Origin of the sequence: Nonomuraea sp. NPDC050153, assembly GCF_044460125.1 — a bacterium.
GTDB lineage: Bacteria > Actinomycetota > Actinomycetes > Streptosporangiales > Streptosporangiaceae > Nonomuraea.
In genome coordinates this window covers 383,157-410,123 of the sequence record NZ_JBITJQ010000003.1, presented here as the reverse complement: position 1 = coordinate 410,123, position 26,967 = coordinate 383,157, and the positions used below count along the sequence as shown (strand labels likewise).

At 71.3% G+C, this 26,967-nt stretch carries 23 protein-coding genes; 8 read left to right on the top strand and 15 right to left on the bottom strand.

Translation table 11 applies throughout. From position 1 onward, the window contains the following. Positions 1-246 precede the first annotated feature (246 nt). Complete coding sequence (locus ACIBQ1_RS10430) at positions 247-1,467, bottom strand: MFS transporter (RefSeq protein WP_397276236.1); 1,221 nt, start codon at positions 1,465-1,467, stop codon at positions 247-249. A 507-nt stretch (positions 1,468-1,974) separates the two neighbouring features. Between ACIBQ1_RS10430 and ACIBQ1_RS10425 the strand changes: the two genes are divergently transcribed. Continuing rightward, positions 1,975-3,552: a carbohydrate-binding protein gene (locus ACIBQ1_RS10425; RefSeq protein ID WP_397276234.1), complete on the top strand. Its 1,578-nt coding sequence runs from the start codon at positions 1,975-1,977 to the stop codon at positions 3,550-3,552. A gap of 62 nt (positions 3,553-3,614) precedes the next feature. Here the strand turns inward: ACIBQ1_RS10425 and ACIBQ1_RS10420 are convergent, their stop codons facing one another. Next, positions 3,615-4,832 (bottom strand): S8 family serine peptidase, encoded by a 1,218-nt coding sequence (locus ACIBQ1_RS10420; protein WP_397276233.1) that lies wholly within the window; start codon positions 4,830-4,832, stop codon positions 3,615-3,617. After that, the gene (locus ACIBQ1_RS10415) at positions 4,829-5,683 is read right to left on the bottom strand and encodes a hypothetical protein (RefSeq protein WP_397276231.1); all 855 of its coding nucleotides are present in this window, start codon (positions 5,681-5,683) and stop codon (positions 4,829-4,831) included. The genes ACIBQ1_RS10420 and ACIBQ1_RS10415 overlap by 4 nt, the downstream gene beginning before the upstream one ends. A 327-nt stretch (positions 5,684-6,010) precedes the next feature. On the opposite strand from ACIBQ1_RS10415, the gene ACIBQ1_RS10410 reads away from it, so the two are divergent. After that, on the top strand, positions 6,011-6,871 hold the full coding sequence (locus tag ACIBQ1_RS10410) for a TIGR03619 family F420-dependent LLM class oxidoreductase (protein WP_397276229.1): 861 nt from the start codon (positions 6,011-6,013) through the stop codon (positions 6,869-6,871). Between the two features lie 232 nt (positions 6,872-7,103). Here the strand turns inward: ACIBQ1_RS10410 and ACIBQ1_RS10405 are convergent, their stop codons facing one another. The 11 genes from ACIBQ1_RS10405 to ACIBQ1_RS10355 all read right to left on the bottom strand — a co-directional run bounded on the left by ACIBQ1_RS10405 (position 7,104) and on the right by ACIBQ1_RS10355 (position 19,417). Continuing rightward, positions 7,104-8,378: an amidohydrolase gene (locus tag ACIBQ1_RS10405; RefSeq protein ID WP_397276228.1), complete on the bottom strand. Its 1,275-nt coding sequence runs from the start codon at positions 8,376-8,378 to the stop codon at positions 7,104-7,106. After that, positions 8,375-9,472, bottom strand: a complete 1,098-nt coding sequence (locus ACIBQ1_RS10400) for a tartrate dehydrogenase (protein WP_397276226.1) — start codon at positions 9,470-9,472, stop codon at positions 8,375-8,377. Before ACIBQ1_RS10400 ends, ACIBQ1_RS10405 begins: the two co-directional genes overlap by 4 nt. Then, complete coding sequence (locus ACIBQ1_RS10395) at positions 9,469-10,998, bottom strand: ABC transporter substrate-binding protein (protein ID WP_397276224.1); 1,530 nt, start codon at positions 10,996-10,998, stop codon at positions 9,469-9,471. Before ACIBQ1_RS10395 ends, ACIBQ1_RS10400 begins: the two co-directional genes overlap by 4 nt. 123 nt (positions 10,999-11,121) lie before the next feature. After that, the gene (locus tag ACIBQ1_RS10390) at positions 11,122-12,627 is read right to left on the bottom strand and encodes an aldehyde dehydrogenase family protein (protein WP_397276222.1); all 1,506 of its coding nucleotides are present in this window, start codon (positions 12,625-12,627) and stop codon (positions 11,122-11,124) included. Then, on the bottom strand, positions 12,624-13,640 hold the full coding sequence (locus ACIBQ1_RS10385) for an oligopeptide/dipeptide ABC transporter ATP-binding protein (RefSeq protein ID WP_397276221.1): 1,017 nt from the start codon (positions 13,638-13,640) through the stop codon (positions 12,624-12,626). Before ACIBQ1_RS10385 ends, ACIBQ1_RS10390 begins: the two co-directional genes overlap by 4 nt. After that, complete coding sequence (locus ACIBQ1_RS10380) at positions 13,637-14,641, bottom strand: ABC transporter ATP-binding protein (RefSeq protein ID WP_397276219.1); 1,005 nt, start codon at positions 14,639-14,641, stop codon at positions 13,637-13,639. The genes ACIBQ1_RS10385 and ACIBQ1_RS10380 overlap by 4 nt, the downstream gene beginning before the upstream one ends. Continuing rightward, entirely contained in the window at positions 14,638-15,441 is an 804-nt protein-coding gene (locus tag ACIBQ1_RS10375; RefSeq protein ID WP_397276217.1) for a GntR family transcriptional regulator, read from the bottom strand. The genes ACIBQ1_RS10380 and ACIBQ1_RS10375 overlap by 4 nt, the downstream gene beginning before the upstream one ends. A gap of 113 nt (positions 15,442-15,554) precedes the next feature. Continuing rightward, positions 15,555-16,475: an ABC transporter permease gene (locus ACIBQ1_RS10370; RefSeq protein ID WP_397276215.1), complete on the bottom strand. Its 921-nt coding sequence runs from the start codon at positions 16,473-16,475 to the stop codon at positions 15,555-15,557. Beyond that, positions 16,462-17,397 (bottom strand): ABC transporter permease, encoded by a 936-nt coding sequence (locus tag ACIBQ1_RS10365; protein ID WP_397276213.1) that lies wholly within the window; start codon positions 17,395-17,397, stop codon positions 16,462-16,464. Before ACIBQ1_RS10365 ends, ACIBQ1_RS10370 begins: the two co-directional genes overlap by 14 nt. A gap of 46 nt (positions 17,398-17,443) precedes the next feature. Then, positions 17,444-18,724, bottom strand: coding sequence for an NAD(P)/FAD-dependent oxidoreductase (locus ACIBQ1_RS10360; RefSeq protein WP_397276211.1), 1,281 nt, complete (start codon positions 18,722-18,724; stop codon positions 17,444-17,446). A gap of 18 nt (positions 18,725-18,742) precedes the next feature. Further along, positions 18,743-19,417 (bottom strand): haloacid dehalogenase type II, encoded by a 675-nt coding sequence (locus ACIBQ1_RS10355; RefSeq protein ID WP_397276209.1) that lies wholly within the window; start codon positions 19,415-19,417, stop codon positions 18,743-18,745. Between the two features lie 564 nt (positions 19,418-19,981). On the opposite strand from ACIBQ1_RS10355, the gene ACIBQ1_RS10350 reads away from it, so the two are divergent. Genes ACIBQ1_RS10350 through solA form a run of 6 tightly spaced genes read left to right on the top strand, consistent with a single transcriptional unit; the run spans position 19,982 to position 26,185 of the window. Then, complete coding sequence (locus tag ACIBQ1_RS10350) at positions 19,982-21,160, top strand: cation diffusion facilitator family transporter (RefSeq protein WP_397276207.1); 1,179 nt, start codon at positions 19,982-19,984, stop codon at positions 21,158-21,160. Beyond that, positions 21,157-21,708, top strand: coding sequence for a GNAT family N-acetyltransferase (locus ACIBQ1_RS10345; RefSeq protein ID WP_397276206.1), 552 nt, complete (start codon positions 21,157-21,159; stop codon positions 21,706-21,708). Before ACIBQ1_RS10350 ends, ACIBQ1_RS10345 begins: the two co-directional genes overlap by 4 nt. 55 nt (positions 21,709-21,763) lie before the next feature. Continuing rightward, on the top strand, positions 21,764-22,177 hold the full coding sequence (locus ACIBQ1_RS10340; RefSeq protein WP_397276204.1) for a hypothetical protein: 414 nt from the start codon (positions 21,764-21,766) through the stop codon (positions 22,175-22,177). 51 nt (positions 22,178-22,228) lie between these two features. Beyond that, positions 22,229-23,491, top strand: coding sequence for an aspartate aminotransferase family protein (locus tag ACIBQ1_RS10335; protein ID WP_397276203.1), 1,263 nt, complete (start codon positions 22,229-22,231; stop codon positions 23,489-23,491). Then, a complete protein-coding gene (locus ACIBQ1_RS10330; RefSeq protein ID WP_397276201.1) occupies positions 23,472-24,998 on the top strand; it encodes an NAD-dependent succinate-semialdehyde dehydrogenase in 1,527 nt (508 codons plus the stop codon). Before ACIBQ1_RS10335 ends, ACIBQ1_RS10330 begins: the two co-directional genes overlap by 20 nt. Beyond that, the gene (solA, locus tag ACIBQ1_RS10325; RefSeq protein WP_397276200.1) at positions 24,995-26,185 is read left to right on the top strand and encodes an N-methyl-L-tryptophan oxidase; all 1,191 of its coding nucleotides are present in this window, start codon (positions 24,995-24,997) and stop codon (positions 26,183-26,185) included. The genes ACIBQ1_RS10330 and solA overlap by 4 nt, the downstream gene beginning before the upstream one ends. Positions 26,186-26,326: 141 nt before the next feature. Here solA and ACIBQ1_RS10320 read toward each other — a convergent pair whose 3' ends face one another. Further along, positions 26,327-26,956 carry a Rid family hydrolase gene (locus ACIBQ1_RS10320; RefSeq protein ID WP_397276198.1) on the bottom strand — a complete coding sequence of 210 codons (630 nt, stop codon included), beginning with the start codon at positions 26,954-26,956 and terminating at the stop codon, positions 26,327-26,329. Positions 26,957-26,967 lie beyond the last annotated feature (11 nt).

Below are 26,967 nucleotides of genomic sequence, written 5' to 3'. Positions count from 1 at the left end.
CCCACCCCGGCGATCCGGTGAGCGCCAGCACGAGCAGCGGCGTCGCCAGCTCAACGCCCACCTGGGAGACGGCGCTGCCGACCCAGAGCAGTTGGAACTGCTTGTTCCTGCGCAGCGGCCCGACATCAAGCACAAGACACCCCGATCCCCCCGCCAAACGGAACTCACCATGGTGCCACCGCCCACCCGTGGGCGGCGCCAGGAGAGCGCGAGCGTCACGATCGCGCGCCGGCTCTGGCGCCGTCGTCAGCCCCGGACGCGCGTCGACCAGACGATCGCGTACGCGACGGCCAGGAGCCCGAGGACACGAGTGGTGTCGGTCATGCCGAGGGCCGCGGTCATGGGCGCGACCGCGAGTGTCGACACGCCCTGGAGCGCCGACGAGAGGCTGAAGACGAGCACCATGACACGTCCGCGGAGGTGATCGGGCGCCGCCAGTTGCAGGCCGTTGAGGGCGAGGATCGCGCACGCGCCCACCCCGAGGTGGCCGGCCAGGGCCGCGGCCAGGCCCGGGCCGAGCCCGGAGACGTGGGCGAGGACCAGGTATCCGAGCCCGAAGACGGCCAGGGCCGCCGCGGCCACGTACAGCCGCCGACGTGTCGAGCCGCCTGCGAGCCGCCGGCCCGCGAAGGGGCCGAGCACGGCGCCGAGCCCCTGCGCCAGGTACAGGGCGCCGACGCCCGCGTCGCCGACGTGGAAGCGGTCGAGGGCATAGACGGGCAGGAGCCCGACCATTCCGTAGCAGAGACGGAGCCCCGCGGTCAGCCACAGCCAGGCGGCGGCCACCGGGGTGGCCCGCAGGAACCGCCAGAGCTCGGCGGTATCGGCCCGTACCCGCAGCCGGCGCGTCGACACGGAGCTGGAGAACGGCCGCTTGATCCGCGCGACGAGCAGCGCGGAGAGGACGAACGAGGCGCCGTCGACGACGAGCGTGGCCGAGGGCCCCCAGGCGGCGGTGACCACGCCCCCGAGCCCGGCCCCGACCAGTAGGCCGGCCGAGTACAGGCTGCCGAGCGCGGTCTGGGCCACGGACAGGTCCTTGCCGGAGACGAGGTTGGGCAGCGCCGCCTCGGGGATGGGCCCGGCCACCGCGGCGAACACCGACAGCACGGCCAGGCAGACCAGAGCCGCTGCCACCGATCCGGTATGGAAGGCGACCAGCAGGCCGGCGACCGGGACCACCGAGCCCAGGTCGCAGGCGATCCTAAGACGCCGCCGGTCGAAGCGATCGGTGAGCGGGCCGATCACCGGGAACAGCAGCACTCCGGGAAGAGAGTTGATCGCGAACAGCAGCGCCGTCCACCCCGGCGAGCCGGTGCTGTGGTAGACGAAACCGCTCAACGCGACGAAGGCGAACCAGTCGCCCGTCAGGCTCAGCGCACAGGCGCCGATGAGACGCCGGAAATCGGGGTCGGCGCGCAGCAGCGCGAAGAGGTTGCCGGAAGGCCGGCGGCATGCAGAGAACACTCGGTGACTCCAGCGGTGTCGGAAAGGGCGACGTCGTCGGCTCCGCGGGGCGCGGGCTGCCGGACATGTGCTGGTCAGTCACAAAGGTGCTGCATGGCAGCATGGTAGATCATCGTCGGGCGGGCAGCCCGCCCGACGATGATCACCTGGACTCGCAGGGCTTCGGCAGAAGGGGCCGCTGCGCGGTCCACCCCGTCTCGGGCGTGCGCACGGTGTAGGCGCGGAGCTGCGGCCGGATCGGCATGGACAGCAGATTTCCCGCGATCGGAAGGAACTCCTCGAAGGGCTGCTCGAACCCCTGCTTTCACGGCCCGCCACGGCCGGGCACGGCCGGTTTCGCGGGCGGGATGAAAGTTTCACCGGCGGTTCGAGCCTGCGGTGAATCCCTGGCCAGCGGCGATGCTTTCCGAGGCAGCGGGGTTGCAGTGGCGCATTGACGCGGGGAAAGCGCTTTCCTACTGTGGCCTCGGTTTCGCCCGCGCCACCGTACCGACCCCATGGAGAACGATGATGCGCCTGAAAGCCGTCCTCACGTGCGCCGGCCTGTTAGCCGGTGTGTTCGTCGCACTGTCACCGACCGCCGCGCAGGCCGCCCCGACGCGGTACGAGGCGGAGAGCTCGCCCGCGGTCTGCACCGGCACCATCGACAGCAACTGGTCCGGATACTCGGGCAGCGGATTCTGCAACGCCAACAACGCCACCGGCGCCGGCGCCCAGTTCACCGTCAACGCCGGCGCGGCCGGAACGGCGACGGTGGGCGTGCGGTTCGCGAACGGGACCACGACCGCCCGGCCCGCCGACCTGATCGTCAACGGCTCGACCGTCCAGAGCGTCTCGTACGAGGGCACCGGCACGTGGGACACCTGGGTCACCAAGACGCTCACCGTGACGCTGAGGTCGGGCAGCAACACCGTCCAGCTCAACCCGACCACCGCGAACGGCCTGCCCAACGTCGACTACATCGACGTCGAGGCGGGCGGCACGACTCCCCCGCCGTCGGGTGCCACGCTGTACGTGGCGCCGAACGGCAGGGACGGCGCGACCGGGACGCAGTCGGACCCGACGACCCTCACCTCGGCGATCACCCGGATCGCCGCCGGCGGGACGATCTACGTCCGCGGCGGGACCTACAACTTCTCGTCGACGGTCACCATCGCGGCGGGCAACAACGGCACCTCCAGCGCCCGCAAGAAACTGTCCGCCTACCCGGGTGAGACCCCGATCCTGAACTTCTCGGCCCAGAGCGAGGACTCGGCCAACCGCGGCCTCGCCCTGAACGGGTCGTACTGGCACGTCTACGGCGTCATCGTCGAGCGTGCCGGCGACAACGGGATCTTCGTGGGCGGCAGCAACAACATCATCGAGCGCACGGTGACGCGCTTCAACCGTGACACCGGGCTGCAGCTCTCGCGGATCGCCTCGGACACCCCCCGCGATCAGTGGCCGGCCAACAACCTCATCCTGAGCGCGCTGTCGCACGACAACGCCGACTCCGACGGCGAGGACGCCGACGGCTTCGCCGCGAAGCTCACCGTCGGCTCCGGCAACGTCTTCCGCTACTGCGTGTCGCGCAACAACATCGACGACGGATGGGACCTCTACACCAAGACGGACACGGGAGCCATCGGCGCGGTGACCATCGAGGACTCGCTGTCGTACAACAACGGCACCCTCAGCAACGGCGGCCAGGCCGGCAACGGTGACCGCAACGGCTACAAGCTCGGCGGCGAGGACATCGCGGTCAACCACACCATCCGGCGCAACATCGCGTACCGCAACGGCAAGCACGGGTTCACCTACAACCGCAACCCCGGCACGATGTCGGTGTCGGACAACGTCAGCATCGACAACACCGAGCGCAACTTCTCGTTCGACGCCGGCACCTCGGTGTTCCGCAACAACGTCTCGTGCCGCAGCGGCAGCGGCACCAACGACCGGATCGTCGGCAACTCCGACAGCTCGAACCAGTTCTGGTCCGGCTCGAACGGGTCCCGCTGCTCCTCCTACAGCGGCACCCTGAACTGGTCGTTCGCCTCGGACGGCCGCCTCGTCGTGACCTTCGGCGGCGTTCCGGTGACGCCGTAACGAGCCCCGTCACCGGCCGGGCCGGGCGAGTACGCCGCCGTACTCGCCCGGCCCGCGCCGCGTCAGGCGCCGCCCGTCGGGCGGCCGGGCATGGGGCGCGCGCGTGGCCGGCGCAGCAGCAGGACCGCGCCCAGCAGGAACAGCAGCCCCACCCCGGCCGCCGTGCCTCCCACGGCCACGTAGGACATGTCGATCGGCGGGTTGGAGGTCGGTGCGGCGACCGGTCCGCCGCCGAAGTACTCCTTGCCCTTGTACGGGGCGGCGGCGATCTTGGCGTCCTTGGCCGCGCCCGCCGCCTGCACCGCCGCCGCCGCGTCGATCTGCCCGAAGCCGACGAACACGTTGTAGCCCGACGGCGGCTTCCTGGCGGTCCGCACCAGGATGTCGCGCACCTGCCGAGGTGTCAGGCCGGGATTGCGGGACAACATCAGCGCCGCGGTGCCCGCCGCGAGCGCGCAGGCGGGGGAGGTGCCGTCGCCCGCCCGGTGGCCGCCGCGGTTGTCGGCGGCGTAGATGTCCACGCCGGGCGCGCTGATCGCGTTGTACGTGTGCACCTGGGAGAACTTCGCCCGCACGCCGCCGGGCCCCGTCGCCGCCACCGCGATCACTCCCGGGTACGCGGCCGGGTAGGAAACGACGTTGTTCGCGTCGACCTCCAGCGGGTCGGTGGATCCGCCGTTGCCCGCGCTGGCCAGCAGGATGGTCCCCTTGCCGAGGGCGTAGTCGACGGCCGCGGCCGTGGTCTCGTCGTAGCCGCTGCCGAGGCCCCACTCGTCGGTGCCGAGGGACATGGAGATCACCCGGGCGCCCTTGTCGACGGCGTACCGGATGCCCTTGGCCAGCGCGGTGCCCGCTTTGACGCTCTCCTTGTCGGCGCCGATCTGCCCGGACTTGGCGGCGGCCTCCGCGCGCTTGCGCGCCGGGTCCTCCCGGTCCCAGATCACCCGTACCGAGAGCACCCGCGACTGGGGGGCGACCCGCAGCACGCTGGAGGCCATCGCGGTGCCGTGCGCGCCCCAGTACGACTGCCCGGGCCGGGCGCCGCCGCCGATGAAGTCGGGGCCGTTCGTCACCCGTCCGCGGAACTCCGGATGGCTCTTCATGACCCCGGTGTCCAGGACCGCGACGGTGATCCCCTTGCCCTGCCCGAGCCGCTGCGCGGCGGCCACCTTCATGGCCTGCTGTTCCCAGCCCTGCGGCGCCTCGGCCACGGCCGGCGCGGCGGTGGCCGCGACCAGGCCCGCGACCAGCGCGGCCGCGCAGGTCAACCTGCGGATCATGCCCCTACCTTCCGGGTCTCGGCGTACAGCCGGGTGGCGAGGCTTTCCGCGAGCCCTTGGGCGGTGTACGCCCACGCCTCGCGGTCCTCCCTCTGCGGGAACTCCCGCCTGCCCCACGGTTCGGGCAGCCGTCCGGGCCTGCGGCCGTCCGCCGGGCCCGTGGTGACCGCCACGAACATGGGCGCGTCCCCGACGATCCGCCCGCCGTTCCCGGTGCGCGCGGAGTCGTTCCACCGGGTGCCGGGCGCGGCCAGAGCGCGGACCGCGTGGTCCGGCTTCCGCTGCGCCTCACGGACGATGCCCTCCAGGTCGGAGCCGGAGCCCAGGGCGCGGAAGGCGACCAGGGCCACCGTGGCGGCCGTCCCGCCGGTGTCGTCCACGTACGTGGCGCGCAGGGTCGCGACGCAGCCCTGCTTGGCGGCCACCTGGGCCAGCTCGCCGGAGAGCCCCGCCCGGCAGGAGGTGTCGGTGGAGATCGCGGCCCTGGTCCAGCCGCGCTCGTCGTTCGGGGAGGTATAGCCCTTGTCGGGGTGCTCCCGGCCGAGCTGCGGCGGGAACAGCGTCTCGACGGGCACGTTGCGCCACAGCTCCCTGGAGTACTCGGGGTTGTGGATGACCTGCCGGCTGTTGGAGTAGGCGTGCGCGATGAGCGCGCCACCGCCGAGCACGGCCAGCAGCCCGAACCCCGCGACGACGAGCCCCACGGCGACCCGCCAGGCGCTGCGCCGGGGTCGCACCGGTGGGTACGGGTACGGCGCGGGCGCCTGCCCGGGTGCGTACGGTTGGGGATGCCCGGGGGGCGGCTGAGGGGGATGGAACCCCGGCCCGGAGCCGGACGGGGGGTGCATCATCGTCTCTCCTGATCGTGCGAGCCGGCCGATCACGGGGCAGGTTCTATTTGAACCCCTCTGATCGATTTGCGGCTTCTGACCCTATCGGTCCGCCAGATGATTCGCGCCCAATCGTGAGGAATTGACGACTGTGCGTGACCTATGTCTTCGAGCTCGCGTCCGTTCGGGGAGCGGAAGCCACCTCACCCTGCGCAGGGACGATCTCGAGGCGCGCCTTCCCGGGCTTCTCGCCGTCGTGTTCGGCTCACCTCAGGAGTGAGCCGCGTTTGCCCTGACACTGACGTCAGGGATGTAGCGTGACCGCGAATCCCGACCCTGAGGATGACGATGAAATTCGCGATCAGCTACTCGACGGCCGACGGGCTCGACCCCGACAGGCTCGTGGCCTTTGCCCGCCATGCTGAAGATTGCGGCTTCGAGGGGCTGTACCTGCCCGAGCACGTCGTGCTGTATCCCGGCGCCAGGCACGGCCCGTTCGAGTTCCCGCCGTCCCTGCCCTACCCCGACCCGCTCGACTGCCTGGCCTTCGTCGCGGCGGCCACCCGGCGCATCCTGCTCGGCACCGCCGTGCTGTTGCTGCCGTACCACCACCCCGTGGTCCTGGCCAAGCGCCTGGCGACCATCGACGTGCTGTCCAAGGGACGGATGCGGCTGCTCACGGTGGGGTTGGGCACGCTGCCCGGCGAGGCCAGGGCGATCGGAGTCGACTTCGGCACCCGCGGACGACGTACCGACGAGGCCATCGACGTGCTGCGGCTGCTGTGGGAAGGCGACGAGAAGGGCGTCAGCTTCGACGGCGAGTTCTTCGGCTTCGAGGACGTGACCAGCTACCCGAAGCCGCACTCCGCCACCCACCTGCCGATCCACGTCGGCGGGTCGAGCCGGGTGGCCGCACGGCGCGCCGGGCGGCGCGGCGACGGCTACTTCCCCGGCGGCGCGCTCGCCCCGGAAGAACGCGCGATCCAATGGGAGCTGGCCCGGACCGCCGCCGTGGAGGCCGGCCGCGACCCCGGCGCGCTTGAGTACACCCGATGGGGGTCGATCGGCATGTCCGCCGAAGGGGTCGAGGCCCTGGCCGCGCAGGGCGTGACCCGCCTCGTCGTCAGCCCCGCCTCGGCGGAGCCGGAACAGCAGCGCGCCGAGATGTCCGCGTTCGCCGAGCGGTTCGCTCTCCGCGACGGCGGCTGACCCCGAAGAGGATCACGCGGCCAAGAAGGTGATCGTCGTCGACCGCTGGAAGACGCCGGGCCTGGGCGCCATCCTCGGCAAGGCCGTGTGGGGGTAGCCGCCCCGGCGAACCCGCCACCGGCCCTCGCCAGGCGCGCGAGCCCGAGCGCCGACGTCAGAGGCCCCGTCATGAGACGTGTTCCGTGCCGCCGCTTTCCGCGACCGGCCGGATGTCCCCCGACTCGGGAGAACCTCAGGATCGGATGAGCGCGGTCAGGAGGTCGGCAGCCGGGGCCAGCACGGACTCGTCCAGGTCGAAGGTCGGCGAATGATGCGGCCCGTACGTTCCGGCACCCACGAGAAGGTATCCGGCGAGTCCGCCGCGTTCCTGGACATGCCGCATGAACAGCGTCGCGTCGTCGCTCGCGCGCAGGGGCCGCGGTGGCAGGAGACGCAGACCGCAGTTCGGGGCGAGGGCCTCGATCCTGCTGAGGATCGCGCCGTCGGTGGTCGCGCTGGTCGCCCAGCCGGTTCTGGCGATGTCCACGGTGACGCCGTGCATGGCGGCCGCGCCGTGGAGGACGTCGCGGGCGCGCCGCTCCAGGTCGTCGTGCTCGGCGGCGCCGTCGGCCCGGACCTCCGCGTCGAGGACGGCATGGGCGTTGACGATGTTCGCCGCGCCGGGTGCGTGCAGGGTCCCGACGTTGACGCGGGTCGTCGCCCTCGCGTAGCGGGGCAGCGCGTGCAGGCCCAGGACGGCGGTCGCCGCCGCCAGCAGGGCGCTGCGGCCCTGTTCGGGCGCTCCGCTGGCGTGGGCGGCGATCCCGGTGAACTCCGCGCGCAGTTTCGAGGTCCCGTACAGCTCGGTCGCGGCCGCGACGCATCCGTCCGGGGTGCCGAAGCCGAGGTGGACGGCCAGCAGGACGTCCACGTCGTCGGCGAGCCCGGCGGCCACCATGGGAGCAGCGCCGCGGACCCCCTCCTCGGCGGGCTGGAACAGCAGCCGTACGGTGCCGGGGAAGCGCCTGTCGGACAGCAGGGCCGCCGCCCGCAGCGCGATGGCCACGTGCCCGTCGTGCCCGCAGGCGTGCATCGCGCCGTCGATGCCCGAGCCGAAGCCCTGGGCCGCGGGGTGGTGGCCGCCGGAGCGGCTCTCCTTGATCGGCAGGGCGTCCATGTCCACCCGCAGGCCGACCAGCGGACCCGGACGATCGCCAGGCAACTCCGCGACGAACGCGGTGTTCCCGTCACGGAAACGGCGCACCGACGCCGCCGGCACGCCCCGCGCGGCGGCCCGCTGGACGGCCGCGTCGAGCTCGTCGCGGCCCGGCAGACCGGGGTGATCGTGCACGTCGACGAGGTCGGGGCCGCCGCGGAGCCGCCAGCCCAGGTCGGACAGCAGGCTCCAGGCAAGGTCCGCGGTCTCGATCTCGAGGAAGCCGATCTCGGGCCGCCGGTGCAGCCGGCGCCGGACGGCGGTCGCGTCCAGCAGGTCCGGCCGCGCCCCGGATCGCCGGTCCGTGCTCACGGCGGTCCCTCGGCGAGGGCGTGCAGGACGGCGGTCGTGAACTGCTCGGTGCTCGCCGTTCCGCCGAGATCGGGGGTGGCGGTCCCCGTGCGAAGGACGTGCTCGAAGGCCGAGACGAGACCGGCCGCGGCGGCGGCTTCGCCGAGATGGTCCAGCATCATGGCCGCCGCCCACAGGGTGCCGACCGGATTGGCGATGCCCATCCCGGCGATGTCGGGCGCCGATCCGTGCACCGGCTCGAACATCGACGGGTACGTCTTGGTGGGGTCGAGGTTGCCGCTGGGCGCGACCCCGATCGACCCGGCCAGGGCGCCGGCGAGGTCGGAGAGGATGTCGCCGAACAGGTTGGAGGCGACGATGACGTCGACGCTCTCCGGCCGCAGCACGAGGCGGGCGGCCAAGGCGTCGATGAGCACCTTCTCCAGCTCCACCCCGCTGCCGGCGACCACCTCGGCCACCACCTCGTCCCAGAACGGCATCGTGTGGATGATGCCGTTCGACTTCGTCGCCGAGATCAGCCGGCCCGAGCGCCGCCGGGCCAGGTCGGAGGCGAAGCGCGCGACCCGTTCGATGCCGGTCCGGGTGAACACCGCCTCCTGGACGGCGAACTCGCCGGGCCGGCCGCGGTTGACCCGGCCGCCGACCTCGCTGTATTCGCCTTCGACGTTCTCGCGTACGACGACCAGGTCGATCGGGGCGCCCGAGCGCAACGGCGAGTGGATTCCGGGCAGCGATCGAACCGGCCGGAGGTTGACGTACTGCACGAACTCCCGGCGGATGGGGATCAGCAGACCCCACAGGGTGACGTCATCGGGGATGTCCGGCGCTCCGACGGCGCCCAGCAGGATGGCGTCGGCGGAGGCCAGCTGTTCGAGGCCGTCGACGGGCATCATGCGCCCGTGCGCCCGGTGGTGGTCGCACCCCCACGCGCGGTCGCGCCACTCGACGGTGAACCCGAAGGTCTCGGCCAGGCGGTCGACGCAGCGCACGGCGGCGGGGACGACCTCGGTGCCGATGCCGTCACCGGGGACGACGTCGACGACGTAGCGCCGCGCCGTCCCGGTGCCGGTGTCTTCCGGGGAAGTCGTGGTCACGAGAGCTTCGTGTCCTTCGTGAGCAGGGTTCGCTCCAGCGGGTCGGTCGGCAGGTTCTGGACGCTGTCCGCGACCCCCATGGTGAGGCTCTCGTGGACGAGCGGGACGAAGGCCACGTCGGTGGCCAGCTGGTTGGCGATCTGACCGTAGAGGGCGTGGCGCTTGGCCGGGTCCGCCGTGCTCCCGGCCTCCTTGACCAGCGTGTCGACCTTCTCGTTGCAGTATCCGGCGAGGTTGAAGCTGCCCTTGCAGGTCTCGTCCGAGCGCAGCACGCTGATGGGCTCGGGCAGGTCGATGAGGTGGTTGCGGGACAGCAGGGTGGCCTGGAAGTTGCCGCTCATGAGGTCGTCCTCGACCGAGGCGTACTCCCCGGTGCGGATCTTCACGGTGATGCCGGCCTCGGCCAGCTGCGCCTGGATCACCTGGGCGAGGTCGGCGAACTCGGGCCGGTCGGAGTAGGCGATGAGCTCGAAGTCGAGGGAGCCGGGGTCGATGCCGGCGGCGGTCATGGCGGCCTTGGCGTCCGCGGCGGATCCCTGCACGGGCTTCAGGTCGGCCGGTGTCCAGGGCTCGTCGGGGGTGAACGGTCCGGCCGCCGCGGTGGCGGTGCCCTCGTAGACCGCCTTGACGATGGCGTCGAGCCCGAGGGCCTTCTGGATCGCGCGGCGGGCCTCGACCTTGTCGAAGGGGGCCTTGCGGGTGTTGAGGTAGAGGCCGGTGGTGCGGGGCAGCGGAGTCTGCTGCAGAGTGATGTTGTTGTCACCCTTCAGGGTGGTGAGGGTGGTGACGGGGAGGTTGGCGGCCACCGAGACCTCACCGGCCCGCAGCTGCGTGGCGCGGGTGGCGCCGCTCTCGGCGTAGCGGATCTCGGCGCTGCCGAGGGCGACCTCCCCGCCCCAGTAGTCGGCGTTGGCGGTCAGCGACAGTGACTGGCCGGTTCCGATGCTGGCGATCTTGAACGGTCCGGTGCAGGTGCCGACCGGGTTCGTGGTGGTGCCGGAGAACGCCTCAGGGGCCAGGATCCCGGTGTTGGGGACGCTGACCCGTAGCGGCAGGAAGAGGTCCTCCTCGGGCGTGTCGATCCGTACGGTCCGGTCGTCGACGGCGGTGACCGAGGAGATGACGCTGGGGGCGAAGCTGCGCGGCGGCGCGGTGGCCTTCAGCAGCCGGTTGAGATCGTCGGCGACGACCTTGGCGGTGAGCGCGGTGCCGTTCTGGAACTTGGTCTCGCGGATGGTGAACGTCCAGGACTTGGGCGCCGTCTGCTTCCATTCCGTCGCCAGAGCGGGCTGAGCCTGGTTGTCCTTGTCCACGGCCACCAGGGTCTCCAGGCAGCCGGCGCGGGTGAGGGTGAAGGCGTCGTCGGTCTCCAGGGCGTACCCGGAGTCGGGCGCCCACAGGTCGGCGATGACCAGCTTGGAGCTGCCGCTCGCGGTGGGGTCGGGGCTCCCGGAGTCGAATGAGCAGCCGGCGAGGACGACAAGGGCTGTCGACAAGCCGGCGAGGGTGTTCAGGGTGCGTGCCATGCTGGTGTTCCTCCGAACGTCATTTGGGGGGCGAGCAGGGAATCGGGCACCACGGCATGACCGGTTGACGTTCGTTTGTCCCGGTCGGATGGGCAGCGGATGGATGGTTGCCGGTGAGCGAGCTCAGCTGATGGAGGTCAGCCGGGCTGCGATGACCTTGGGTGCGGTCATCGCCACGACGGCGCTGGTGACGCCTTCCCGGCCGATGCCGCTGCGGTGGAAACCGCCGAACGGCATGGCGTCGATGCGGAAGTCGGAGGTGTCGTTGATCATTACCGCGCCGGCCCGCAGGCGGCGGGCAGTGCGCAGGGCCGCGGTGGTGTCACGGGTGAAGACCCCGGCCTGCAGGCTGGTGGCCGCGCGGTTGGCCTGGTTCACGGCGTCGTCGAGGTCGGCCACGCGCAGCACGCTGACCACGGGGCCGAAGATTTCGTCGGTGACGATGGGATCGTCGGGGGCGAGGTCGGTGAGGATGGTCGGCTGGTACGTGGCTTCCTGACGGACGGCTCCCGCGCGTACGACCGCGCCGCGGGCGACGGCCTCCTCGACCCGGTGCTCCACGCGCCGCGCGGCCGCCGCGTCGATCAGCGGCCCGACGTCGGTGCTCTCGTCGTGCTTGCTGCCGACGCTCAGGTGAGCGGTCATGTGGGTCAGGTGGCCGAGCAGTTCGTCGTAGTGCTGGGCGACCACGTAGACCCGCTGCACCGACAGGCAGTTCTGCCCCGCGCACCCGAACGCCCCTTCGGCTATCGCCTGCGCGGTCGCCATCAGGTCCACGCCGTGGTCGACGATGACGGGGTTGGATCCGCCCAGCTCCATCAGCAGGGTCCGGGCGCCGGCCAGGCGGGCCACCTCGTCGGCGGTGCGCACCCCGCCGGTGAAGGAGACGACGTCGACGCCGGGGTGCGACACCAGCTCCCGCCCGGCGGTCGGGCCGCCCGGCAGCACGGCGATCCGGTCGCCGGGCACGCCTGCCTCAAGGAGCAGCTCGGCAAGGGCGAGCGCGGACAGCGGCGTCGCCTCGTGCGGCTTGACCGCGATGACGTTGCCGGACAGCAGTGCCGGGCCGACCTTGTGCGCCACGAGGTTCAGCGGATCGTTGAACGGGGTGATGGCGGCGACGACCCCGAGCGGTTCCCTGCTGCTCCACCCGAGCCGGTCCGCGCCACGGGAGGTGTCCTCGAACGGCACGCTGCTGCCCTGCAGGGCGTGCCCCGCGCCGGCGGACAGCTGCAGGGTCTCCGCCGCCCTCGCCACCTCCCGGCGGGCGTCCCTGATCGTCTTGCATCCCTCGGAGCTCACGATGGCGGTGAACCGTTCGGCCTGCTGCCTCAGCAGCTCGGCGGCGCGGTGCAGGGCCTCCCTGCGTCGCCAGAGCGGCCAGTCGGCACGGTCGGCGGCGGTGCTGACCCGGAAGGTGTCCACCAGCGCGTCGACGGCCGCGCGTACCTCCGCGGCGGTGCTGTCCGCGACCTCACCGAGGAACGCGCCGGTTTCGGGGTCGGTGACGGCGGTGTGCCGCTCCGTCTCCCGCCAGCGTCCGCCGGCGAACGCCTTGCCGGGTGGGGTCCAGCGGGTGGTGGCGGGCGGCGCGCCCATTTCGGCGGTGCATCCGCTCATAAGGCTCATACGGGAATCTCCTCAACGACCAGCCGGCTCCTGCTCTCCGCGGAGCGGTGACATCGGACGTGGTGGCCGTTCCCGGCGTCGACGAGGTCGGGTTGCTCGGTGCGGCATTGGTCGGTGGCCAGCGGACAGCGGGTGTTGAAGCGGCAGCCGGGAGGCGGGGAGACGGGGCTGGGCGGTTCGCCCTTCAGCTGGTCCGGCGCGCCGGCGACGATGCGGTGTCCCTGACCGGAATGCAGCAGCGCCAGGGTGTAGGGGTGCAGGGCACCCGTGAAGATGTCGTCGTGCGTGGCCATCTCCACGACCTGCCCGAGGTAGAGAACCGCCACCCGGTCGGCGAGGAACTTGACCACCCTCAGGTCGTGGGAGATGAACAGCATGCTCAGCCCCCGTGAACGACGCAGATCGACCAGCAGGTTCAGGATGGTCGCCTGCACCGAGGCGTCCAGGGCCGACACGGGCTCGTCGCAGACGAGCAGCTTGGGTTCGAGCAGGAGGGCTCTGGCGATGACCACCCGCTGCAGTTGCCCGCCGGAGCAATCGCCCGGCCGGCGCTCCAGGAAGCCGTGGTCCAGGCCGACCTCCGCCAGCGCGGTGGCGACCCGCCGCAGGCGTTCCTGCGGCGTGCCGATGCGGTGTTGCTGCAGCGGGGCGAGCAGTGATTCCTGCAGCGTCATCCGCGGGTCCAGCGCGGAGTGCGGGTCCTGGAAGACCAGCTGCGCCGCCCGGCGCAGCTGACGCAGTTGGGCGCCGCGCAGCTTGCCGACCCTCAGGCCATCGACGTCGACCTGTCCGGAGTCGACTGGTACGAGGCCGAGCAGGAGCCGGGCCAGAGTGCTCTTGCCCGAGCCGGACTCACCGACCAGCCCCAGCACCTCCCCCGCGCGGATGCGCAGGGACACGTCGTCGACGGAGTGCACGTGCGGCCGGCGCCCGAACCCGTTCCGCGACAACGGATAGTGCTTGGTGACGTGGTCGATGACGGCGATGTCGGAGCTCTGCGCGGAGTCGTTCATGCCGGAACCTGTCGTCGGGGGTCGATGGTGACCCAGCAGCGAGAGCTGCGACGGGTGCCGCAGCCGGCGAGATCGGGTTCCTCGGTGTCACAGTGGGAGCCCAGCTCCGTGTCGCCGTCCGCGACGGCGCAGCGGGGGCGGAAGCGGCAGCCGTGGCTGACGGCGCGTGCCGAGGTGGCGTTGCCGGGGATGGTGTGCAGGTGGCCGGTTTCGTCGCACTGCAGGGTGGAGCAGCGCAACAGTGCCTGGGTATAGGGGTGCTTGGCGGCGGTGATGATCTCGTCGGCCGGTCCGTCCTCGACGATGCGGCCCGCGTACATGACGGCGATGCGGTCGGCGATGGAGGCGACGGTGGTGACGTCGTGGGAGATGAATAGGACCGACATTCCGGTCTCGGCCTGCATGGCGGCGATCAGCCGGAGAATCTGCGCTTCGACGGTGACGTCGAGGGCGGTGGTGGGTTCGTCGGCGATGAGGACGTCCGGGTGGGCGGCCAGCGCCATGGCGATCATGACGCGCTGGGCCATGCCGCCGGACATCTGGTGTGGATGGTCGCCGGCGCGGCGTTCGGGATCGGGGATCCCGACCGCGGCCAGCAGCTCCACGACCCGGCGGCGGGCGGCCTGCCGGCTCATGCCGAGATGCCGTCGCAGCGGCTCGGCGACCTGGCTGCCGATCGTGGCGGTCGGGTCGAGCATGCGCTTGGGCTGCTGGTAGAGCATGGAGATACGCCGGCCGCGGACGCCGTCCAACGCCCGCGAGGAGGCGGCGAGCAGGTCCAGGTCGCCCAGCCGCAGACCCTCGGCGTGCATGTGCAACCCGGTCGGCAGCATGCGCAGCACCGAGTGGGCGGTCATGCTCTTGCCCGACCCCGATTCGCCCACCAGGGCCAGCACCTCGCCGGAATCGAGGGTGAGGCTGATGTGGTCGAGGATGGGTGGGGCCTGTCCGGGCCGCCCGGCGTGAACGGTGAGGTCACGGACCTCCAGACGCGCGCTCATGGCTGCTCCTGGGGATGCGGTGGGGCTTCTTGGCCGTTGCCGTGGCGGAAGCCGTCGGCGTGTTCGTGAAAGATCCGGTCGTGCGAACCCTGGTGGTGATGCGGGTGCGGGTGGAGATCGCGCTGGGGCGGTTGGTCCGATGCCTCCGGCTGGAGCTCGCCGACCTGGGCGAAGTGCCGGTCCAGTAGTGCCATGGCGGCGGACCCGTCACCGCTGGCGATGACGTGCAGCAGTTGCTCGTGCTCGGCCGCCAGCTTGGAACGGTCGCTGTAGCTGTCGACGATCATCCGGAAGCACAGCCGCATCTCGTTGGCGATGAGCCCGTACAGCCGATCCAGCCGGGTGCTGCCGGCGGCATGGACCAGCCGGCGATGAAAGGCGAGGTCCAGGGCGGCCAGCGCGCTCTCGTCCGCGTGGCCGACGGCGTCCCTCATCCGCGCGACGATCAGCTCCAGGTCGGCGACCAGGGCCGCGGAAACCCCCCGGGCGCTGACCCGGCGCAGCGCCTCCCGCTCGATCGCCTGGCGGGCGACGAAGATGTCCTCCAGGTCCTCCCTGGTCAAGGTGGGGACGAAGACCCCTTGGCGGGGGTAGCTGACCAGCAGACCTTCCTGCACCAGACGCTGCATCGCCTCGCGCAACGGGCCGCGCGAGACCTCGAAGTAGGCCGCCAGCTCGACTTCGTTCATCTGGGTTCCGGGTGAGAACTCTCCGCCGAGGATGCGGTCGCGCAGCAGCCCCGTGACCACTTCCGTCAGCGTCCGCTTCGAGGTCTTGCTCGCCGGGGCCTGATGGCTCATGAGTGTGTTTCTCCGGGTTGGTGTGGTGTTCCCACCGCTCGCGGTCTGCAGTCGCGAGAGCGTGTGAGGGCTTTCGGTCTGACCGCCGCGCGGGTGCGGCGGAACTCCGCCGGTCATGAGGACCGCCCTGCCCATGCCCGGCGCGTCTCCAGGCCGCGACCGGTGAGCGTGACGCTGAGAGCGGCGATGAAGATCGCGGCACCGGGTACGAGGACCAGCAGCGGCGAGCGATCGAGGTAGGGGATGGCCTCGGACAACATCGAGCCCCAGTCGGAGGACGGCGGCTGGACGCCGAGCCCCAGGAAGGACAGGGCGCCGGCGGTGATGAGCTTGTGGCCGAAGCGCACCGCCGCGTGGGCCAGCAACGGGGGCATGGCGTTGGGAAACAGGTGGCGGCGGATGATGAACCACCCCGAGCACCCCAGAGCCTGGGCCGCTTCGATGAAGTCACGGCCGTTGAGTTCGAGCGCGACGCCACGGGCCAGCCGGCAGAACGGTGTCCAGCCGCCGATGGTCAGGGCGAGCACCAGAGTCAGGTCACCGGTGCCGAGGACCGCGACGAGGAAGAGCGCGACCACCATCTCGGGGAAGGCCAGCAGGATGTCGGTGATGCGCATGACGACGGTGTCGAGCAGACCACCCCGCCGTGCGCAGACGAACCCCACGAGAGTGCCGGTGACGGCGCAGATCACCAGCGTGACCGAGGCGACGGCGAGGGAGAACCGGCCCCCGTCCAGCAGCCTGCTGAGCACGTCGCGGCCCAGATGGTCGGTGCCCAGCAGGTGGGCGCCGGAGATGCCTTCGAGACGCGCGACGAGGTCCTGCTGCGCCGGCGGATAGGGCGCCAGCCACGGTGCCAGCAGCAGGAGCGTGGCGATCACGCCGAACAGGATAGTCCCGGCCAGCAACGCCGGCGGCCAGGTTCCGCGCCCGCGGCGAGCAGGGGCGGCGGCGGTCTCGACCGGTGACGGCGGAGGGGCGGCGCCGGGTTCGTCGCGACGGGCGTCGTCGCCGAAGACGTCAAGCACGGACACGGCTCGCCCTCGCAGTCGGGTTGATGACGGTGTAAAGGAGATCGGTGAGGGTGGTGATGAGCACGGCCAGGGCGACGACCGCCACGACCCCGCCCTGGATGAGCGGGACGTCGTTGTTGATGACCGCGTCGTACATCAGCCGCCCCACCCCGGGCACCGCGAAGATCACCTCGACGACGACCGACCCGCCGAGCAGGCCGGCCAGCCAGACCGCGAACAGGGTCAGGACCGGCAGGACGGAATTGCGCAGCCCGTGCCGCAGCATGGTCTGGGCGAAGCTCAGCCCGCGACCGCGGGCGGCGGTGATGTAGGGCGCCTCAAGCACCTCGATCATCGAGGCGCGGGCGACCTGGGTGAAGTAGCTCATCGGCCGCAGCGCCAGGGTCAGGCAGGGAAGCACCATCGACTGCACCCCCTGCCAGCCGGAGGAGGGCAGGGCGCCGAGCTTCAGGGCGAACACCAGAACCAGGACCGGGCCCAGCCAGTACTCCGGCACGGCCACGAATGCCTGCGTGACGCCGGTGATCGCCCCGTCGAGCGTGGTTCCGCGCCGTACCGCGCAGACGGCTCCCAGAGGGACCGCCACCAGCAGGGCGAGCAGAAGCGCGATGACGGCGATCGAGGCGGTGACCGACAACGCCCGCATCAGCTGAGGGAGAACTTCCGTGCCGTTGGTGAACGACCGGCCGAGATCACCCTGCAGCGCCGAGCCCAGCCAGGACAGGTACTGCTGGAGCAGCGGCCGGTCCAGTCCGTACTCGGCCCGGAGGCGGGCCAGCGTCTGCGGGTCCTGGACCAGGTCGCCCACCCGGGACCGCAGGATCCGCGCGGCCGGGTCGCCGGGCGTGACGTAGGGGATGAGGAACACCAGGAAAGAGGCGACCAGCAGGGTCGTCACGAGGACGGCGAACCGTCTCAGCACGTACAACACTCGGGGACCTCCGGGCCGTCACACGTTCGCGGATCGATCAGCGCACGGCGTCGAGCGCACGGAAGAACGCCCCGGCTGCCGGCAGGAACCAGGGCGGCCCGAAATGACCCGGGACCGGGGGGAAGGCCAGGCCCTTCCAGGGATTGACCGTGGGGTCGCCGCCGATGACGTCGGCCATGACCTTGCCCATGTGGGTGGCCATCTGGACCCCGTGGCCGCTGTAGCCGACGGAGTAGTGCAGCCCGTCCCGTACGCCGGCGTGGACCATCTGATCCATCGTCATGTCGACCAGCCCGCCCCAGCAGTAGTCCAGCCGGACGTCACGCAGCGACGGGAACACCTCGGCGACGGCCTTGCGCAGGATCTCGCCGCTTTTGAGGTCCGACTGCGCGTCCGACAGGGCGAAGCGGGCCCGCCCGCCGAACAGCAGCCGGTTGTCCGGCGTGGGACGGAAGTAGTACAGCAGGTTCTTGGTGTCCGACGCCATCCGCCGGTGCGGCATGAGCTGGGCGACGAGGTCGTCCGGCAGGGGTTGGGTGACGACGATGAAACTGCCGATCGGCACGATGCGGCGGCGCAGCCACGGGGTCAGCGACCCCGTGTACCCGCTGGTGGCGATCAGCACCTCGGAGGCGGTCAGGGCGCCGCGCGTGGTCTGCACCCGATGCCCCTGGCCCGGACCGAGGCGGCGGACGCCGGTTACCGCGGCGTTCTCCGCCATCAGGGCCCCATGGCCGACCGCGGCGCGGGCCAGCCCCATGACCAGCTTCCCGACGTGGGCGCCCGCCCCGTTCGGGTCGACCTGCGCACCGTGATAGCGGTCGCTGCCGAGCTCGTCCCGCATGCGGCCCCGGGGGACCAGCTGAACCGAGCGGCCGACGAGTCTCTCGATCATCTCCGCCGAACGCTCCAGAGCGGCGTAGTGCGCCGGTTTGGCGGCCAGGGTGAGCTTGCCGGAGCGCTCGAAGTCGCAGGCGATCTCCTCGTCGGTGACGATCTTCTCGACGGTGTCGATCGCGTCGTCGTACGCGGTGAACATCGCCGTCGCACGCTCCGCGCCGTACCGCTTGACCGCGGCGGGGAAGGAGATGGCCAGGCCGGTCGTGGCCATGCCGCCGTTGCGGCCGGAGGCTCCCCAGCCCACGGTGTGCGATTCCAGCACGACGACGCTGACACCGCGGCGAGCCAGATGCAGCGCGGTGGACAGGCCGGTCAGCCCGGCCCCGATGACCGCGACGTCGACATGGTCAGGGAGCTCGGTACGACGGAAGTCGCCGGCCGGTTCGGCGGTGTCGAGCCAGTAGCTGGTCAGCTTCACGACGTCCTCCTTCCGATCTCAGAGACCCAGCACAGCGGGGACGCCGGACAGGTCGGCGGTTTCGGCGTACTGGTAGAAGGGCGTGGAGGGGTCGTAGCCGCGGTTGACGTAGACCTTGTGCGGGATCCGCAGCTCGTGGGCGGGGATCAGGTCGTACCAGATGTGCGAGGAGACGTGCACGATCTCGTCGCGTTCGCAGCCCAGCTGGTCGAGCATGTACTCGAAGGCCTGGTAGCGCGGCTTGTACGCCCTGGCCTGCTCGGCGGTGAACACCTTGTGGAAGGGGGCGCCGAGCTGGTCGACGTTGTGCTTCAGCGTCTCGTCGACGGCGTTGGAGAAGATCACCAGAGGGTAGGCGTCGGCGAGCTTGGCCAGGGCCGGGGGAACGTCCGCATGGGGTCCCCAGGTCGGCACGCAGGCCACGATGGCCTCGCCGTCGGAGGGGCGGTAGCCGATGCCCCAGCGTTCGCAGGTGCGTTTGAAGGAGTCCTTCAGGACGTCGGGGTAGAGCTTGAACTCGCCGAGCACCTCGTCCATCCGGTACGCGCGGTAGTCCTTGAGGAAGATCGGCATGTCCTCCTCGGAGATCCGGTCGGCGACCAGCGGCTTGACGGTGAGGTTGAGATCAAAACTGGTCAGCGTCCCATAGCAATCGAAAGTGATGTATTTAGGGCGCACGCTGGTCAGGTCCACGAGCAGTTCCTCCGGTGGGGGTCGGTCCGGTGGGAGCAGGAGCGTCGGTGGTCGGTCCGGTGAGAGCCGGAGCCCGTCAGTGCGAGCGGGCCGCCGGCGAAGCGGCGAGATATCACACCCGGTGCGAGCCGCCTGAGGCGACCGGCCGTGTGGTGTCTGGAACGCTAAGCATCTGATTCTCTGCTGTCAACAATTCTGGGAAGCCTGCTTGTAACGAGTATGTTTCCCCGACTTTTATCGATCTTCATAAGTCGGTTGCGCAACTATCTCCAGGTCTTGGCCCTGGCTTCATTGCCTGTACGCCCTTCGTGTAATCGGGCAGATTGTTGACAACAGTTGACCTCCGCTGGCTGTTGTGGACAAGATGTGATGGCGCGGCAGGCGCCACCCGGCAGCCGGCCGCCCCCTCTCCCGGCCCCGCGACCCCCCGCGCCCCCTCTCTCCCGGCCCCGCGACTCACCCTCCGCCGGCATGAACGGACTCTCGATGCGAGCTTCCACGACCCCAGACGATCACGGACATGGCCACGGCCACGGCCACCCACACGATGACGCCCCCGCCGCCGTGAACGACCACGGCCACGGACACGGCCACCCGCACAACGACGCCCCCGCCGCCGTGAACGACCACGGGCACGGCCACGGACACGGACATGGGCACGGGCATGGCCACGGCGACGACCATGGCCACGACCACGGGACCGGCCTGTGGGCGCGGATCAAGCACACGCTGATCCCGCATGCCCACGACGCCAACGACGCGATCCAAAGCGCCGAGGAGTCGGCCCAGGACGGGATCCGCACGGCCTGGATCGGGCTGGCCGGCATGATGGCCACCGCGATCGGGCAGATGGTCATCGTCGCGGTGTCCGGGTCGATCGCCCTGCTGGCCGACACCATCCACAACCTGGGCCACGCGGCGACCACGATCCCCCTGATCATCGCCTTCCGGCTGGGCCGGCGCGCGGCGACCAAGAAGTACTCCTATGGTTTCCGGCGCGCAGAGGACCTGGTCGGGCTGTTCATCTCCCTGGTCATCGTCGCCTCGATCGTGCTGATCATCTGGGAGTCGATCGACGCGCTGATCAACCCGCACCCGCTGACCAACCTGTGGTGGGTCTTCGCCGCGGGGGCCGTCGGCTTCATCGGCAACGAGATGGTGGCCGTGTACCGCATCCGGACCGGCCGTCGCATCGGCTCCGCCGCGCTGATCGCCGAGGGCCAGCATGCCCGCGCCGACGGATACACCTCGATCGCCGTCATCGCGGGTGTGATCGGTGTGTGGCTCGGGTTCGACCGCGCCGACGCCATCGTCGGCCTCTTCATCGCCCTGGCGATCAGCGGCATCCTGATCAACTCCCTGGTCATCATCATCCGCCGCCTCATGGACGGTGTGGAGCCGGCGACGATCGACCGGATGAGCACCACCATCGCCGGCGTCCCCGGCGTCGCGACCGTCGGCGAGGTCCGCGTCCGCTGGTCGGGTCACCGCATGGAGGGAGACGCCGAGATCGGCGTCGACTTCGGGCTGAGCGTGATCGAGGCCCACAACGTGGCCGAGAACGTCCAGCACTCCCTGATGCACGCGGTGGGCAACCTCGACCGGGTCACCGTCCACGTCCACCCCGTCGTCGACGGCGCGATACCCGACGACCTCCACGAGTTGTCCGGCCACCACGCCTCGAAGCAGGCCCGGGAGGCGTACCGGGCCAAGCTCGCCACGCAGAGTGCGGGCGCGTCGTGACGCCCGCGAACGGCTCGCCGGGATGGTCGATCCACCCGCTGAGCGAGCACACCCTGCCCGGCGCGCAGTCGGTGATGCGGCGCAGCATCGCCGAGGACTTCGGCGACGCCTACGACCCGCGGATCCACGCCGACGTCGACGATCCCCTGACCCACTACGCCCCGGGGAACGGTCCCTTCCTCCTGGTGGTGACCGACGACGACACAGGTGAGGTCCTGGCGACGGGCGGGATCCGCAGCGGCCGGCTGAAGCCCGGCCTCACCCCGCGCCACGTCGTCGAGCTGTACGAGGACGGCCGGCACGGCCAGCTCGTACGCGTCTACGTACGCAAGGAGGCCCGCCGCCGCGGCATCGCCAGGGCCGTGGTCCAGGCGGTTCTCGACCGAGCGGACCAGGAGGGGCACTACCAGGCCATCGCTCTGCACACCTATCGCCACTCCCCCGGCGCCGTCGCCTTCTGGGAGTCCTTCGGCGCCCGGCTCGTCCATGACGACACGCAGGGAGCCAGCGGCGCGGTCTTCTACGACCTGCCGCGCTCCCCTCGGTGACTTCCGCGCAGTCCCACGCCTATCCCCGGCCGCACTGGCAAGACAGGAGAACACCATGTCCAAGCGTCGTGACGTCTTCATCTTCGTCGCCGAGCCCACCAAGATCGAGGAGGCCCGCACCAGCCTCATCGAGTGGCTGCGCAGCCTCGATGGCCACCCCGGCTACCTCGGGGGCTCGGTTCTGCGTGAGTGCGCCGGGGAGCTCATCCCGAACACGCTGGTGCTGACGCTGGAGTTCGAGAGCACCGAGGCCGCCCGGGCCCTGTGGCCGAAGATCGAGAACACGATCAACCCCCTCTACCCCGATGACAAGTCCGACAAGTCGATGGACCAGGGTGCCGCGTTCTTCACCGGCGCGGACGCCCCCGTGGCGCCGGAGAACCTGAAGTACACCCGTGGCAACGGCCTGGTGGCCCGGATGCTGCACATCCACGCCGAGGTCGTCGAGGACGTCGTGGTCGCCGCCTGACCAGCACCGTTCCCCCCGCATTCCCCTCCCCGACGTGATGAGGAGCCTTTCTTGACGAGCACCAGCCTGTGGCATCCGCAGACCGCGATGTCCACCATCGAGGAAACCCTCACGGTCATCGCGTCGGGGCGGGGAGCCTCGGTGCGTACCGAGGACGGCCAGGACCTGCTCGACCTGCCGGCCGGTTTGTGGCACGCCAACATCGGACACGGCCGGACCCGCATCGCCGACGCCGTCCGTCAGCAGATGAGCGTCCTGGAGACGTACCACCTGTTCCAGGGCATGGCCAACCGCCCCGCCATCCGGCTCGCCGAGCGCCTCGCCGAGCTGAGTCCCATCCCCGACGCGAAGGTCTTCCTCACCAGCGGCGGCTCGGACTCCGTCGACACCGCCTGCAAGCTCGCGCGCCGCCACTGGCAGCTGGCCGGGCGGCCCGGCAAGCGCGTCATCGTCTCCCGCCGGCACGCCTACCACGGACTGCACGGGTTCGGTACGAGCATCACGGGCATCCAGAGCAACCGCGACGGGTACGGCAGCGACTCGCTGATCCCCGAGACCGCCCGCGTGCCGTGGAACGACCTGGCCGCCACCGAGGCGGAGCTGCTCCGGCTCGGACCCGACAACGTCGCCGCCGTCATCGCCGAACCGATCATCGGCACCGGAGGCGTGCTGCCGCCCCCGCCCGGCTACCTCACCGGGCTGGCCGAACTGTGCCGCCGCCTGGACATCCTGCTCATCGCCGACGAGGTCATCACCGGCTTCGGGCGGGTCGGGCAGTGGTTCGCCTGCCAGCGCTTCGGCATCGAGCCGGACCTCGTCACCATGGCCAAGGGCATCACCTCCGGCTACCTGCCGCTGGGCGGCGTGCTGGTGTCCCGGCGTATCTGGGAGCCCTTCTTCGCCGAGACCTCCGACGCCCCGACCTTCCGCCACGGTCTGACGTACTCGGGCCACGCCGCGGCCTGCGTCGCCGCCGAGGTGAACCTGAGCATCATCGAGGAGGAAGGTCTGCTGGAGCGTGTCCTGGACCTCGAGCCCGTCCTGGCCCAGGCCCTCACCCCCCTGCGCGACCACGAAGCCGTCGTGGACGTCCGGGCCGGGGTCGGGCTGCTCGCGGCCGTCCAGCTCGCCCCCGACGTCGACGCGCGCCCCGTGCTGCGCGCGGCGCGGGAGGGGGGCGTCCTCACCCGGCTGCTGGCCGACAACTCCCTGCACGTCAGTCCCCCGTTCGTCATCACCGCCGAGGAGATCTCCCGTGCCGCCGACGTCCTCAAGTCCGCTCTCGACCGCGCGCGTGCCCTCGAATCCGCCTGAGCCCGCGCAGGCGTCGGCGCCGCAGCCGGCTGACGTCGCCCGGCACCGCGAACTCACGGAGACCGCGGCCACGTCGCTGCCCGACGGCTTCCTGGCCGCCGAGTGGACGGCGCCGCGCTCCGGGCGGACCTTCGCCGTCGCCGATCCCGCGCTCGGCCGGCCGGTCACGGCCGTCGCCGACTGCGAACCGGATGACGCCCTGCTCGCGCTGACCGCGGCGAACGACGCGTTCCCCGCCTGGGCGGCCGCCCCGACCCGGCGGCGGGCGGACATCCTGCACCGGCTCTACGAGGCGATGCTCGCCGACGAGGAGCGCCTGGCGGCCCTCATCACCCTCGAAGTGGGCAAGACTCTCACCGAGGCGCGCGGCGAGGTCCGGTACGCCGCCGAGTACGTCCGCTGGTACGCCGAGGAGGCGGTCCGCAGCTCCGGCCGCAGCACCCCGACCCCCGACGGCGGCTGGCACATCGTCACCGCCCCGCGCCCGGTCGGCCCCTGCCTGCTCATCACCCCGTGGAACGTGCCGCTGGCGATGGCCACCCGCAAGGCCGCGCCGGCCCTGGCCGCCGGCTGCACGGTCGTGCTGAAACCGGCCGAGCTCACCCCGCTCACCACGCTGGCCTTCGCGCAACTCGCACGGGACGCGGGAGTCCCGGCAGGCGTTCTCACCGTGGTCACCACCACGGATCCGGCGGCGGTCTGCAGCACCCTCATCGCCGACCCACGACTGCGGAAGGTGTCCTTCACCGGGTCCACCCCCGTCGGGAAACTGCTGCTGCAGCAGGCCGGCGCGCACGTGCTGCGTACGTCGATGGAGCTCGGCGGCAACGCCCCGTTCCTGGTCTTCGACGACGCCGACCTCGACCTCGCGGTCCGTGAGGCGGTCGTCGCCAAGATGCGCCTCGGGGGTCAGTCGTGCGTGGCGGCCAACCGGTTCCTCGTCCAGGAGCCGGTGGCCGACGAGTTCGCGGCCCGCCTCACCGAGGCCCTCACGGCGATCAGGATCGGGCTGGGAACATCGGACGTCGACCTCGGCCCGCTCATCGATGACCGCGCGGTCGCCAAGGCCGACCGGCTGGTCGACGACGCCGTCGCGAAAGGGGCGACGGTTCTGGGGCGCGCCGACGTACCCGATGGACCCGGCAGCTGGTTCGCCCCGGTGGTGCTGGACCACCTCAGCGCCGACGCTCTCCTGCAGCAGGAGGAGGTCTTCGCCCCGGTCGCGGGCATCCGCCGGTTCCGGACCGAGGACGAGGGGGTGGCGCTGGCCAACGACACCCCGTTCGGGCTCGCGGCGTACCTGGTGGCGCGTGACAGCGACCGGATCGCCCGGGTCGCGGGCCGGTTGGACAGTGGCATGGTCGGTATCAATCGCGGGCTGCTGTCCCACGTGGCCGCGCCGTTCGGCGGGATCAAGGAATCCGGGCTCGGCCGGGAAGGCGGCGCGGAAGGACTCGTCGAATACCAGAACCTCAAATACCTCGCAGCCCCGGCGCTGGCCTCATGAGGCTCGCCGGAACCGCTCGCCGGAGAGTGGCGGTCGTCGGAGCCGGAGCGGTGGGGAGCATGGCCGCCTGGCAGCTGGCCGAACGTGGCCTGGAGGTGCACGCCTTCGATCGCTGGGGCGTCCCGCACCACCGCGGGGCCTCCGGCGGGCAGACCCGCCGGTTCGCGGTCATCAGCATGGGCGACCCGGACCTGCCGCCGCTGGTTCTCCGGGCCGAGCGGCTGTGGCGTCGGCTGGAGGAGGCGACCGGACGACGCCTGCTGGAGCAGACCGGAGGGCTGATCCTCGGCCCCGCCGAAAGCGCCTCCGTCGGGCGGGCCGTGGCCAGCTGTGAGAGCTGGGGGCTGGCTCATCGCATCCTCGACGCACCGGACCTGCGGCAGCGCTTCCCCCAGCACGCCGTCGACGACGCGGACATCGCCGTCCAGGACCCCGCGACCGGCTTTCTCCGCCCCGAGCTGGCGATCCTCGCCGCGATCGAACAGGCCGCGACGCTCGGGGCAACGGTGCACCACGACACCGAGATCCTCGACCTCGACGTGAGGCCCGAGACCGTCGGGCTGACCTACCGGAGCAGCGCGGACCGGCCTCACAGCGAGACGTTCGACGCGGTGGTCCTCGCCCCCGGCGCCTGGGCGGCCACGCTGCTGCCGGACGGGCTGCGGGAGGCGATCGGAGTGACCGGGCTGACCGCCCGGCGGCTGGCGCAGACCTGGTTCGCACCGGACGACCTGTCACTGTACGGCGCGGAACGCTTTCCGGTCTTCGAACGCGTCGCCATGCCGGACGGGGCCTCCATCTACGGCTTTCCCAGCCAGGACGGGGCCACGGTGAAGATCGGCGTGAAGAGCCGCCCGCACCCGGAGGTGGCCGACCCGGCGCGACCGGATCCCCACCTCACCGCCGACCACATGGCGGAGATCCGCGACGTCGTCGGGCGCTGGCTGCCCGGGCTCAACCCGCGTCCTGTGCAGACTACGGTGCACGTGGAGTCGTACACAGGGGACGGCCGGCCCGTCGTCGGGCTGCTCCCCGGCGCCGCGCACGTCGCGGTCGCCGTCGGGTTCTCCGGCGGCGGCTTCAAGTACGCACCGGCGGTCGGCGATGCCCTGGGCGACCTCCTTGTGAACGGAGTCACCGAGGCCGGCATCCGGCGGTTCGCACCGGGCCGCTCCGCGAGGGTGTGATCAGATCGCCCAGCCGGGACGGCACCGGCTGGGCGACTCGATCATCATGCGCAGGGCCAGGCCGACCCGCGCGGCGACCTGCTTGTTCGGTGCCGGCCGACGGATCCGTCAGCCGGGCACGCCCGGAGCCCCGTACGGTGGTCAGCGCCGGTAGGCGGCGACGACTTCCACTTCGACGAGCCAGCCCGCGACCGGGAGGTTGGCGATCTCGATCGTCACGCGGGCCGGGCGGGCCGGGTTGACCTCCATGGGCGGAGCGGGGGTCGCGGTGCCGAGCGGCACCGGTACGGCCCCGCCGGTGGCCAGGTCCGTGTTGGCGAAGAACTGGCGGTAGGCGCGGTTCCAGCCGGCGAAGTCGGCCGACTCTGCGCCGGGCGGCTTCTCCAGGTAGGCGCGCATGGAGACGACGTCGGCCAGGCCCAGCCCGGCCGCGGCGAGGTTGGCCTTGATGCGCTTGAGCACGCTGAGTGCCTGGGCCTCGGTGATGGTGACGCCCGGAGGCAGCGTACCGCCGGGGAAGTCGACGTAGCGCTCGGGAGAGTCGGCGGGAGCCCCGGTGTTGGCCGCCGCCGGGCCCAGGCCGCTGGCGGTGTAGGAGGCCACCTGCTTGCCGAGCGCCACTCCGTCGGCGATCGCGGGGTTGGTGGTGCCGGCCGGGAGGAAGGGCTTGACCTCCTGCGGCCGGGGCGACCAGGTGGGGCTGGCGGCGGCCGTACCGGTGCCGAGAACGAGGACGACGGCCGCGGGGAGGGCGATGGTGCGGATCTTCATGCGGAGGTGTC